The sequence below is a fragment of the Shewanella sp. S1-49-MNA-CIBAN-0167 genome, from assembly GCF_040310145.1.
Taxonomy (GTDB): domain Bacteria; phylum Pseudomonadota; class Gammaproteobacteria; order Enterobacterales; family Shewanellaceae; genus Shewanella; species Shewanella psychromarinicola.
Window position 1 is genome coordinate 42782 of the sequence record NZ_JBEOPO010000010.1, and the last position, 12149, is coordinate 54930.

Here is a 12149-nt window from a genome sequence, read left to right on the forward strand (position 1 = left end):
CCAAGTAATATTATTGAGTCATTTGGACAATTTACCCTATAAAAGCAATAAGAAGACATTGAAAATGGACTATTTAGCCATCAATAAACACGCATGGAACCAGCGAACTCAAATCCACCTCGACTCAACATTTTACGACTTAGACGCATTTATCCAAGGTAAGTCATCATTAAACCCCATTGAACTTGAACAGGTCGGCGATGTACACCACAAAAGCCTGTTGCATCTACAATGTCACTTTGGCCAAGACAGCTTATCGTGGGCAAGACTTGGCGCCAATGTCACTGGCGTAGACTTATCCTGCGAGTCGATAGTAAAGGCTAAGCAACTAGCGGCCCAATTGCAATTATCGGCAAGATTCATTAACCAGGACATCTATCAATTTGGTGAAAACAATATCAAGCAATACGATATCGTGTTCACCTCATACGGAGTGTTATCTTGGTTACCAGACTTAACCCGCTGGGCGCAAACCATTGCTGGCGCATTACGTCCAGGCGGTGAATTTCATTTGGTTGAGTTCCACCCTTTTAATGATGTGTTGTGTGGTTATGGATACTTTCCCCAGACACAACCGGATATCGAAGATGAAGTCACCTACACCGAAAACCACAACGACCAAATTGAAACGGTAGTCACTTGGCCGCATCCGATAAGCGAAGTCATTAGCGCACTCATTAATGCGGGACTCAGTATCGAAGCGTTTAACGAGCATCCTTACAGTCCCTACAACTGCGTCGAAGGTTTGGAGTTTGTGGCAGGTAAAGGTTACCAGCTAAAACATCAAGGCCACCTCATGCCACTTATTTACTCTATCAAGGCAATAAAAGTAGTATAAAAGTAAACGCGTCGCCGCTTTAGGTTAGCTTAAAGTGGTATTCGTTCTTGGGGGGGGCTGTTGATGGGTTGCGGGCGGTGCAAATAATATTCGTAACCGCTGCCCTAGAGATAATTGCGCTTGGGTGACATCACGCCACATCTCGCGCCATTCACTAAATGTCACCACTATCGGGTTAAAACTGTTTACCGGTTTAGTAATACCGTATACCACGGTTTCAATCTCAGGCTCGAACGTACCAAAAATTTTGTCCCATATAATCAGCACCCCGGCATAATTTTTGTCGATATATTGCGGGTTACGCCCATGATGAACACGATGATGGGACGGCGTATTAAAAATCAACTCTAGCGGCCCTAACGACTTAATCGCTTGGGTGTGAACAAAAAACTGCAATCCAAGATTAAGTAACACCGCAAACACCACCCAATTAGGATCAAAGCCAATCACCACTAACGGTAACCAAAACAGCCACATTCCCGCCAGTGGATACATTAAGCTTTGTCTAAATGCAGTAGTGAAATTCATATTTTCAGAGCTGTGATGCACCACATGTGCCGCCCACATCCAACGAATACGATGGCTAGCGCGATGAAACCAGTAATAACAAAAGTCTTGAGCAATAAGCAATAAACCAAAAGTGAATAATGTCATTTCGATATCAAATAAGCGCCAGCCAAAAAAGTGTAAATAGATCTTCGCAATCAATAAGCCCGCGATAATATCCGCCACTTGATGCATGCCTGCCAATACAAAATTACACAACACTTCGCCGGGGCGATATTGAGCATTACTCGGCAATCGCTGGGCGCGAACACCAAACCACCACTCCAATAAAATGCAGCCGAAAAAAATCGGCGCTAACACCAGTAATAACCACTCTGGGTGAGCTATCAGTAAATCCATGTCCATATGTTATCCATTTCTATTTATTATTATTTTAACAACGTTTGTAATAACGCTTCGCTACTTCGCATTCCTAATCAAATCGCTCTTCCGGCACAACCCATTTTAGTAAACCGCTTTTAATAATCCGTTTTTAATAGGCCATAGACCATAGACTAAAAAATCACTTATCTAGTCGACACCGTTAGTCGTCATCACCATTTGGCAAAATGATCTTCTGTTAAGCCTAGCTGGTTTTTTAAGCGATATTGTTTGCCATTATTATCGCCAATCATCCCGCTAAAATAACCAATGTATTGTCTAAAATTGTTTTTTAACCAGATTAAATTCAGCTTTTCGCTACGTTGATTTAACGGCCTAAAATACAAATCAACTTGACCATCATTGGTGGTGATATGCCACAAATCTTGTTGTGAGTGTCGATTAAAATCAAACTGCGCGCAGCCCAACAAGTGACGCTCGCCATTTACCCACATGACATTTTCGGTCTGACCGGTTTCGTTAACCCCAGCCGCCAAATTCAACCCAATAACACCGTCTTCAGTTTGGGCATTGATTGAAGCCCAACGCCAACTGGTTTCACGGCGCATAAATCCGGCCGAAAAATCATAACCCGCCAGCGCATATTGTAAAGGCTGCGGTTCATGATGAATGGTTAATTGCCCCGTTACGGCTAAGCCATTATGCTTTTGAGTATAGGTCCAGCCGTTATAACCTGTTGGAGTACACAAGCTGATGGGTAAACTCAATGGCGCAGGTTGAATACGTAAATTGGCTTGTATGTCTGCAAGATTAATCTCGACTTGCCATTGTCCGTCGACAATATCAATAACAATACCTTTTTGTTTACGGCCAATCTCGGCGCGCCCACGTTTTGGAGAATCACTTAACTGGCACCCAAGCCCTAGCGGGGTTAACCATTGCGTTTGAGTAAGCTTGTTGGTGTTAATGTCATAAAGGTAACAAAAACCATTGGCGACATAGCGAATATCGGCAATCGCAACAGCAATAATATAATGAGGGGTAATAATGTTAACAAACTGGAACTGCTTAAAATCGAAATGCTTAGCCAATGTCGATGCGGGTTTGTCCATTACCGTCGAATAAACAAATTGATTAACATTGAGTGAATCAACAATCCCATCAAATAGGCCAAATACTGGCTGGCCATTAGTATTGATCAATTTATCTGGAGCCAATTGTGGTTGTTTATGTTGCATTACATTACCTACATCACATTGTTTATCTGACTTAAGTTGCATAACACTAACCTGAATTGATCAGTCATTAATGTCAACAACCGAGTAACATTGATGCCGTGTCTCTCAGTAAAAAGGGGGGGCAAACGGAATATTGATTATTAGTTACACCGGTATGCATAGTGACGCACATAACTTGAGTTATCTTTAATAACAACATAACCCTAGCGATACTGGAAACCCAGACAAATTCTGGTATGATTTATCTACCTATTGCTCGTTATTGTTGTCTCATGAAGTTATTAATCACTATTTTACTGCCTACATTATTGTTAACAGCTTGCGCCAGTCATGAACCGACTCATGTTGGTCTTAATCCCACTCTGGGTCGGATCCAGTTACAAACTGAAGCGGATTTCCCTGTGATGGTAGACACCATCGACACTCGCGAAGCAAGCTTTGTGGTGCGTTTTAATGAAGAAGGCAAAGCGCCTAGATTGGTGAGCGCCAGTGAGCCGATCCGTCAACAACTGGAAAAGCTGTTCCGTGATGGGATAAAAAAAGCGGGTTATGTCATAGATCCTGCCGCACGCAATTCAGTGCAGTTTCAGCTAAATTATTTGTTGGCTGATGTCACTGATACCACGTTCAGTTTTGAATCAAAAACACGCTTAGTGATCAACGTATTGGCTAAAAATTCACAGCAAGAATTCACTAAATCGTATAATGCTAACGGTTATTTAAAAGGCCCGTTAAGCCCTGATTTTGCAACGCTTGAATTAGATATCACCAAACTAGTTGATAAACTTACCACTGAAATACTTAACGATGAAGAATTACACCAGTTTATTCAACGTTAACCCAACTCGCGCCATCACGTATTGGCATCAAAGATGTCAATAAAAGGACTGAAGATTATGTTGAAATGGCTAGCCACATGTCTATTGCTATTAACCAGTTTACACACCCATGCCGCGGTTGATATTCAAAAAAACACCTTATATCCGCAAGTTGAGTTTGACACCTCAATGGGAAAAATTGTGGTTGAGTTAGATCGCACCCGTGCACCGCTTACCGTGGATAACTTTTTAACCTATGTGGTTAAAGGCGAATATGATAATACGATTTTTCATCGTGTCATTGCCGAATTTGTGGTTCAAGGCGGTGGGTTAACCACTAAACTAGAAGAACGCCCTTCACACGATCCCGTAGTGAATGAATCTGGCAATGGTTTATCAAATTCTCTTGGTTCAATTGCAATGGCTCGAGATAACAACCCCCATTCAGCAACACGGCAGTTTTACTTCAATCTGGCTGACAATACCAAATTAGACCCGTCTAAACGTCGCTGGGGCTATACTGTTTTTGGTGAAGTGACTCAAGGAATGGAGGTATTAGAAGCTATTTCATTGGTACCGACTGAAAATAACACTACGCTAAACTGGCCCGATTTTCCGGTAAATACTGTTATGCTAAAAAAGGCCACCTTACTGCCTCGCTAATCTCCTGCTATTCGTCTATACCTATCGACGGTAATGCGCGCATACCATCGTTATTCGCGCATTACCGTCGAGCACCTTTAACCAATACCAGCATCATTATCATTAATAAGGCTATCTTTAGCTCATATGATGATGCAATTACTTCTTACCCTGTATATTTTTACTAGCTTATAAATCAACTAATAGCACTATAGAATGACAAAATGACACTTTTTTTAAGGTTTTCACCTTCAACAACGTTATTAACGTCTATACTCTATTTTATTCACTCACTCAGTTAGCTGCGCAATTATTCGCAACCGCATTCCAAATACTCAAGGACGCACTTATGATGACGGCTAATGATTTTATTGAAACCAAAGCCCCACAGCTTGCCTATTACGGCAAAGCTTTTTTAGACAATCAGTTAGATTACAAAGAAATACAACTGTATATGTGGGATGTGTTGGAAGAATGGCAATTTATATCAAACCATCCCAATCAATTAACCGAGCAACCTAGCGATACCGAAAAAGTATTTTGGCACTTACTGTATTGTTTTGATCATTGGTCTGGTTGGACTATTAAAGGCAATCAGTATTTACGCCAGCAAGTTCATGAATGTTGCGACTACATCAATATTGGAGGTAATGTGCCACACCGCTGTATTGGTATCAGACCTTAAGGTTAATTAATCCAAACTGATAGAATAAACTCTTCGAATGGCTTGAACCTAAGCCCCTTGCAACATAAGCTAGAGCCATTCTCCTTCATCCAGTTGTCTTATGTCGGTTTTTTTGTCTCGTACCCGTGAAGCATTATCGGTTTATTACCATAAACGAGTATTGATATTACTCTTGATGGGCTTTTCTGCCGGCTTACCTTTAATGCTGGTTTTTTCGACCCTCAGTTTCTGGTTACGTGAAGCGGGTATCGATCGAGCCGCGATTGGTTACTTTAGCTGGATAGCGCTGACTTATGCTTTTAAATGGGCATGGTCTCCATTAGTCGACCGTATGTCGCTCCCCTTATTCACCCGCTTTTTAGGCCGACGACGTGGCTGGATGCTATTTGCACAACTGTGTTTAGTGGGTGCCATTCTCGGCATGTCGGTTAGCGATCCTGTGGTTAATCTTGACCGTCTGGCGTTATGTGCACTGCTGTTAGCCTTCGCCTCTGCCACTCAAGACATCGTAATCGACGCTTTTCGGATTGAATCCGCTCCAGAAAAAATGCAAGCAGCGCTAGCCGCTGCATACCAAGTGGGCTATCGCAGCGCGATGATCATTGCTACTGCTGGCGCGTTAACCATCGCGGCTTGGGTATCACCAGGTAATGATGCTTATAACCTACAAGCTTGGCAAACGGCGTACTTTGCTATGGCCATGTTAATGGGCATTGGCATTATTACCACCCTATGCAGTAAAGAACCTCAAGTTGATACTAAATACGCTGACGATAAAGAACGCCAATTAAGGGCGGAGTTTGCGGCCAAGTATCCGGCAAAAGTAGCCGGAGCATTAGCTTGGCTATACAGTGCCAGCGTATTGCCTTTTATTGACTTTTTTAAACGTCATGGCAAAAGCGCCATTCTGATTTTGTTGTTAATTTCATGCTATCGCATCTCAGATATTGTCATGGGCATTATGGCCAATGTGTTTTATGTCGATATCGGTTTTAGTAAAGAAGAAATCGCTTTTATCAGTAAAGTCTATGGTTTAATCATGACCTTAGTCGGTGCCGCTTTTGGTGGGGTATTAATCATGCGCTATGGCACCATGAAAATTCTGTTCTTGGGCGCCTTGCTAGTCGCGGTCACCAACCTGCTGTTTGCTTGGCAAGCGTATATTGGCTATAACGTACCATTTTTAACCTTGGCGATTTCGGTGGATAATTTTAGTGCCGGTATTGCGACGGCGGCGTTTATTGCCTATTTATCGAGTTTAACCAGCACGGGTTATAGCGCTACCCAATATGCATTATTGTCATCCATTATGTTGTTGTTTCCTAAGTTTATCGCTGGATTTTCGGGTTTGTATGTTGATGCGTTTGGTTATATCAATTTCTTTGTTGCAGCGAGTTTGATTGGTTTTCCGGTATTAATATTAGTGGTGTTGGTTAATCGATCGCAAAATCAGGTCGCTGCTGAGGCGGCATTATCAGATGGTTCGAGTGATGTGCTGATCGATGTGCCGATTGATGTGGATAAGCCACCACGTTAGTTGTCTAATGTCCAAACTTCGTTTGGACTAACATCGCAAGGCTCCAACCTGCACTAGCCAAAAGGGGATCAACAGCAATCCCCTCTTTACTTTTTATAAACGACTGGCCCTTGCCATTCCGGCAACATTTTCATAAGCACCAATAATAGCGAAAAGGTCGCGGCGGAAATGGATCCAGCTTTTAACGTCGTTTGTAGACTGCTTTGGGCCATCTTATTGTAAAGAGTGAAGTAGCTTAGATATGTCATTCACTATCAATGGCGCAATTCAAGTATTGCGAGATGGCCAAGTATCGCTATACCACATCAGTCTTTCAATCGATCCGAATGAGTTTTTATCAATGTTAAGTCAAGAGTTGATCTAATAACCTTTTTTATATCGCTGTGAGGCGCTTTGAGTAAGGTTTATCAGCTTTCCCAACGCTTTATCTTTAGTTCTCTTTTCCGCGAGTGTCGCGCCATTAAGTGCTTGCTCCCGGTGTAATTTTTGATAACTGAGCAGACGTCTTTCTGATAGCTGGCCAGCTTTGATAGCACGCTGAACAGCGCACCCGGGCTCTGACTTATGCGAACAATCAAAGAAACGACAACTTTGCGCAAGTTCTGTGATTTCGCCGAATGTTTCACTAACCCCTTGCTCACAACTGCCTAACTGTAGCTCTCGCATTCCGGGGGTATCCATTAACATCCCACCCATTGGCAATGCTTTCAAGGCTCGATGAGTCGTAGTATGACGCCCTTTGCTATCGCCTTGCCTTATCCCGGCTATCTGCTGAGATTCAAAGCCTAACAGGCCATTGACGAGTGTGGATTTACCCACACCCGATGAGCCTAAGAAAGCGATAGTTTTACTATTGGTACAGTGATTTTTAACTTGCTGAATATCTTGTTCATCCAGAGCATTAAGAGAGTAGACAATCAACATAGGATCAAGTTCTTCAACTTGATGTCGCTTAACATCTGCATTTTCACATAGGTCTGCTTTCGTCAATAGAATCACAGGTTCTACCATAGCTTCTCGCGCAATGGCTACATAACGCTCTATTCTGTTAAGGCTAAAGTCATGGTTGAGAGAACACACAATCATGACAGTATCAACATTCGCAGCAATTAGCTGAGTGGTTACTTTTGAACCTGGCGCTTTTCGTTCGAATAGGGATTGGCGCTCGAGACTTCTAGTCACTCTCAGAGTGTCATTAAATAGAACCCAATCACCCACACAGATTGTTTCATCGTAAGAGATAAGTGTTAGGTCTTGCTGGCCTTGTTCCGACATAACCACAATGCGGTCACGATGTTGTTCGATAACTCGACCCATCGTTAAATCGGTGAGCTCATCCAAACTGAGTTGTTGTTGAAAAAAAGGTTTCCATCCAAGTTGTTGAAGTGTCGGGATTGAATTACTCATACTTTGCTCTCACATCTCATTGTTTAGCACATAATAGAGCAACCTTGTGGGTGATGATTGAACATTTCCGACAATATCACTTAGGGCTAGAGTTCACACCACCATAAGCATCGATGGTCAATCCCCGTTCTTTTTCATAGGTTTTAGGTGTTAAACCTAGTTGCTTTTTTAGATGGCGGATCAGATGAGGCTGATCACTGAAGCCGAACTTAAAAGCCACCGCAACCCAATCGATTTCTTGAGAGTCACGTTGATATAGATACTCCAACATCGCCTCAAGCTTATTCATTGACTGGCATTGCTTTAACGTTAATCCCGTCACTCGTAGAAAGCTTCTCTCTAACGTGCGTTGCGAGCAAAAAAGTTGCTTACCCAACGCTGAAATTATGGCCGAGTCTAATACATGAAGCGCTTTTTGGGTGATCTTGCAGTGTTGATCTTCGGTAGCGTTGGCTAGCCACGGTAAGAGCAAACTATCCAATTGATCACAGCACTGATCAGCTTGATGTCGTGCTAGCTCAATTAACGTGTTTTCGTTAAGGGGTTGATCATCGAACTGCGCCGAGAGATTGATTGCTTTAACGTTGTCGAGCATTGGTTCTTTACCTGAAAAGCGACCCAGTGAATATAATGCTCCTACATGGAACTTTATTCCTAGATGAACAAAAGGCTTGGAATGATCTAATTGAAAGGTTTGCTTGTGTGGAAAGAGCCAATGACTTCCTTCACCACTTGCCAACCCCGGATTTAAATCATACTGGTAGGTCTGTTTTGAGGGCGAAATAATCAAATGGGCGCAAGGATCTGGATTGAGTTTAGGGTACTGATAACGGGTAGAGTCAGTCTCTTTTTCAATTAGCCAATAACATTCAACATACTTGGCAACGTCAGCGGATTTTGATGGCTGTAGCCAGTGGATCATAACAGCCTCCCTTTATTCTTAAGCATATGCCTATCACTATAAGCTAGATTTCAGTAATTAAAAACTAAGCCCCGGTCAAGTCTGACAAGGCTTAAAGAATTGGCTTATTCTCGGTCAAATTCAATTTGGATAATACGGTTTAGAGGTGCTAAACCTGCGCGTACAATCGTTTTTTGTGCACCTATATTACTACTTTCAGTTGAACAGATAGGGGTTAACCCACGTTCATTAGCTAAGCTAACCAAACGACTGAGTACTTGAGTGGCGATCCCTTGACCTCGCTCAGATTGAGCCACAATCATACCTAAATCTGCAAAGCCTTTCTGGTGCTCATCAAACAAACGGCACTCACCAGACGCTAGCAGTTTGCCTTCTTTCCAGTAGCCGAATAGTTCTTTACGCTTGATAAGGTTACCAAAGTAGCCTGATAACCATTGCTCCGGCGCACCAATATTGGTTGCGGCAAACTTAACAAAATCAGTCAGTTGATCTTGATCTGCGAGTTTCAGTTCTAGATCTGTTTTATTACCTGTTATCAAAGGATTCACTTGCTTATACATTAACGCATTCACTTTAAATGCTGATGAGTTATCTAAACAAAGTGATAAATACTGAGGTTCCGCTGTGCTAACAAATGCACCATTAACAGTACCAATAACTGAGCTGTTCTGTTCTACAATCAAGGTAAAAAGTTCTTTTCCCTGCGTTTTGGCTTCGTTAGCCAAATAGAATTGCAGCATATAGCCTTCGCCATTAATGCAGCAGTATCCGACTAATGTATCCTCTTCATAAAATCCAAAATGTACTGAAATAGGAACGAATCCAAAGAGCCACATCCCGTCAAGGGGGTCTGTCGATTGCGCAAAATACTGCTTTTTTAGTTCACTTAGTTTTTCTTTTTTTTCAACAGGTTTTATTTCTAACATAGCTGTTTCTCCTGAATAAAGATTTGGCAAAATGCTAAAGCAGGAACTGCATCAGAGATGATGTACCGCTTTGTGCCCCAAATAGTAGAAGATGCGCCGCATGAAATATTGAATAAAAACGACAGTTTCTAGGTTATTAATTTGCTTCAAAGGGGGTATTTAAGGTGGAAGTCGTAATTACATAGACAGGCAAGTATCAGGGAGGGTATTGCGCTGCGTCACAAAAAAATAGCGTTTTCTTTCATCACTTCCAAGGTCTCAGATATAAGGGTAACTATCACAAACTCAGTAGCTCGAACGACTACTAGTAATCATTTTAAGTTGTTTTGGTCGGATAATCGACACCTGTTGCCAGGTGCATCTCTCCTAAGTGCCGTACATGCAACTTTCACTGCATACGGCTCAAGCCCCCACTAAGGCCTATTATGGTTCACTCAAAGCAGTGAACAGCTCTTCATACGACTTCACGTCGCACGGGCAGAAATGAGTTAGTTATACTGACTTTAAAAGGGCTGATTCAACACTTAACTTGAGGACGTTGAAGACCCTTTACAAAAAGAATGCGTAAGCATACTTAAACCTACAGGATTCAATTACATTGAGGACGTTGAAGAAAATAGCGTGAGCCTGACAGGACGTCAGGCTAGCTTTCGTTGGCCTGGGCCTTTCCCGCACATCCATGTGCTATAAGGCATCCTGCCTATCGGAAGCGTTAGCATTTTCTCTCTTTACTGCAAGATAGGCCCAAGCAGGCTTCAAATGAAGTTAAAAGCTGGATCAATCCCCATGGCGACCTTTTCGCATCTGTTGTTTAAGTCAATAGGGGAAATATTGCGGGGCAGCTGGGCCAATTCTGTTATAAAAAGTAAGGAGGGAATAGCCGTTAATGTCCTCTTGGTCTGGTATGGGCGACACGCCACGACGTTAGTGGCCGCTGGCAATATCCTAAATAAACTTAATGAAATTGATTCAATCAATTCAACAAAAAAGCCGACAGGGTTTCCCGTATCGGCTTTGTTATCTCTATAGTACTTGTCAGTGCAGCATTAATCACTTCAGGATTAGTCTCTGAAGTTATCGAACTGAAAGGGTTGGCCGAGTTCTGCTTCTTTGGCTAAGCGCATGACGGCTTGCAGGTCATCGCGCTTTTTGCCAGTGATCCGTACTGAGTCGCCTTGGATGGCAGCTTGTACTTTAAGCTTGCTGTCTTTGATGGCTTTGACTAGTTTTTTGGCAATCAGTGATTCGATACCTTGTTTAAAGCTCACTTTTAAACTGAAGGTTTTGCCGCTGTGAACCGCTTTGTCGTCAACTTCCATTGAAGATGGATCAACGTTACGTTTACTGAGCTGAATGCGCAGAATATCGACTAGCTGCTTACAAATGAAATCGTCTTCTGATTTTAAGGTAACGACATTGTCTTTCAACTCAATTTCAATTTCTTTGCCCCGTAAATCAAATCGACCAGACACTTCACGGCGTGAGTTTTCTACCGCATTACGTAATTCTTCTTCGTCAACTTCCGACACAATATCCATAGATGGCATGTTGCTTTCCTCTTTGGTTCATCACAAATGTATATACGACTATTTTACACTAGGAGTCATTATCAGGATAGTAGAGTACAACCTGAGATCCATTAGCGAAGTTATTGAGCACTAACCCAGATTAATTAACAAAAAATCATTAACAAGCTATTTTCATTGATAATCTGGCTAAAACACCCATTGTGATTGAGTTTAACGGTTTAGCATTTATCATTTTCAAGCGTAAACATAGCCCTGATGGCACAATTATTACTTTCCAAAGAGGTTAATTAGTGACAATTTAAAACAGGTTTCTTATTATTAGCAATATTCTCGTTTCACAAGGCTGATGTTACGCTCGTGATCACTTATAAAAATATTTTTAAACTTGCGTTAGTTGTCGCTGTCATTGTGACTAGCTATCTTGTTTTTTCAAAACCAAATTACCCGCAGGCTTTTGCTAATATGGATAAAGTAGGCCATTTAGGCAGCTTTTTTGCCCTTGCATATCTTGCGCATTACGCTTTCAAACCCCGTTGGTATATTTTGTGTACCTCTTTGGCTACCTATGCTGTGTTAATTGAATTGATCCAATCTCGCTTACCTTACCGCAGTGCATCTGCTGCCGATGTCATTGCCGATTTTGTCGGCATTGCACTGTTTTACTTACTGCATTTTTCAGTAACACAATACCGTAAATTAAAAGCGAATCGTGCATAGAC

Annotated in this window: 13 protein-coding genes; 7 read left to right on the forward strand and 6 right to left on the reverse strand. The window is 42.1% G+C overall.

Annotated features, from left to right (window positions below; all coding sequences use genetic code 11):
- Positions 1 to 64 precede the first annotated feature (64 nt).
- Entirely contained in the window at positions 65 to 838 is a 774-nt protein-coding gene (locus tag AAEZ00_RS06440) for a class I SAM-dependent methyltransferase (RefSeq protein ID WP_124012344.1), read from the forward strand.
- A 24-nt stretch (positions 839 to 862) separates the two neighbouring features.
- On the opposite strand, the gene AAEZ00_RS06445 is transcribed toward AAEZ00_RS06440, so the two are convergent.
- Both AAEZ00_RS06445 and AAEZ00_RS06450 read right to left on the reverse strand, forming a co-directional pair.
- Positions 863 to 1750, reverse strand: a complete 888-nt coding sequence (locus tag AAEZ00_RS06445; protein ID WP_124012345.1) for a sterol desaturase family protein — start codon at positions 1748 to 1750, stop codon at positions 863 to 865.
- 188 nt (positions 1751 to 1938) lie between these two features.
- Entirely contained in the window at positions 1939 to 3006 is a 1068-nt protein-coding gene (locus tag AAEZ00_RS06450) for a DUF2804 domain-containing protein (RefSeq protein ID WP_351076770.1), read from the reverse strand.
- A gap of 230 nt (positions 3007 to 3236) precedes the next feature.
- On the opposite strand from AAEZ00_RS06450, the gene AAEZ00_RS06455 reads away from it, so the two are divergent.
- From AAEZ00_RS06455 to AAEZ00_RS06475, 5 genes are all read left to right on the forward strand, one after another.
- Positions 3237 to 3803, forward strand: coding sequence for a YajG family lipoprotein (locus AAEZ00_RS06455; RefSeq protein ID WP_124012347.1), 567 nt, complete (start codon positions 3237 to 3239; stop codon positions 3801 to 3803).
- A gap of 57 nt (positions 3804 to 3860) precedes the next feature.
- The gene (locus AAEZ00_RS06460) at positions 3861 to 4445 is read left to right on the forward strand and encodes a peptidylprolyl isomerase (protein WP_351088460.1); all 585 of its coding nucleotides are present in this window, start codon (positions 3861 to 3863) and stop codon (positions 4443 to 4445) included.
- 331 nt (positions 4446 to 4776) lie between these two features.
- Positions 4777 to 5109, forward strand: coding sequence for a hypothetical protein (locus tag AAEZ00_RS06465; protein ID WP_101034822.1), 333 nt, complete (start codon positions 4777 to 4779; stop codon positions 5107 to 5109).
- A 100-nt stretch (positions 5110 to 5209) separates the two neighbouring features.
- Positions 5210 to 6646 (forward strand): AmpG family muropeptide MFS transporter, encoded by a 1437-nt coding sequence (locus AAEZ00_RS06470; protein WP_124012349.1) that lies wholly within the window; start codon positions 5210 to 5212, stop codon positions 6644 to 6646.
- A gap of 241 nt (positions 6647 to 6887) precedes the next feature.
- Positions 6888 to 7010 (forward strand): hypothetical protein, encoded by a 123-nt coding sequence (locus tag AAEZ00_RS06475; RefSeq protein WP_267898636.1) that lies wholly within the window; start codon positions 6888 to 6890, stop codon positions 7008 to 7010.
- On the opposite strand, the gene rsgA is transcribed toward AAEZ00_RS06475, so the two are convergent.
- The 4 genes from rsgA to AAEZ00_RS06495 form a co-directional block, all read right to left on the reverse strand.
- Positions 7007 to 8053: a ribosome small subunit-dependent GTPase A gene (gene rsgA, locus AAEZ00_RS06480; protein WP_351076775.1), complete on the reverse strand. Its 1047-nt coding sequence runs from the start codon at positions 8051 to 8053 to the stop codon at positions 7007 to 7009. The two genes, AAEZ00_RS06475 and rsgA, sit on opposite strands and share 4 nt — an antisense overlap.
- Positions 8054 to 8129: 76 nt before the next feature.
- Positions 8130 to 8975: an AraC family transcriptional regulator gene (locus AAEZ00_RS06485; RefSeq protein ID WP_124012350.1), complete on the reverse strand. Its 846-nt coding sequence runs from the start codon at positions 8973 to 8975 to the stop codon at positions 8130 to 8132.
- 104 nt (positions 8976 to 9079) lie between these two features.
- Complete coding sequence (locus AAEZ00_RS06490; RefSeq protein ID WP_124012351.1) at positions 9080 to 9901, reverse strand: GNAT family N-acetyltransferase; 822 nt, start codon at positions 9899 to 9901, stop codon at positions 9080 to 9082.
- Positions 9902 to 10962: 1061 nt separating this feature from the next.
- Positions 10963 to 11448: a YajQ family cyclic di-GMP-binding protein gene (locus AAEZ00_RS06495; RefSeq protein WP_101034375.1), complete on the reverse strand. Its 486-nt coding sequence runs from the start codon at positions 11446 to 11448 to the stop codon at positions 10963 to 10965.
- 339 nt (positions 11449 to 11787) lie between these two features.
- Here AAEZ00_RS06495 and AAEZ00_RS06500 point away from each other — a divergent pair, with 339 nt between their 5' ends.
- Positions 11788 to 12147 (forward strand): VanZ family protein, encoded by a 360-nt coding sequence (locus tag AAEZ00_RS06500; RefSeq protein ID WP_351088461.1) that lies wholly within the window; start codon positions 11788 to 11790, stop codon positions 12145 to 12147.
- Positions 12148 to 12149 lie beyond the last annotated feature (2 nt).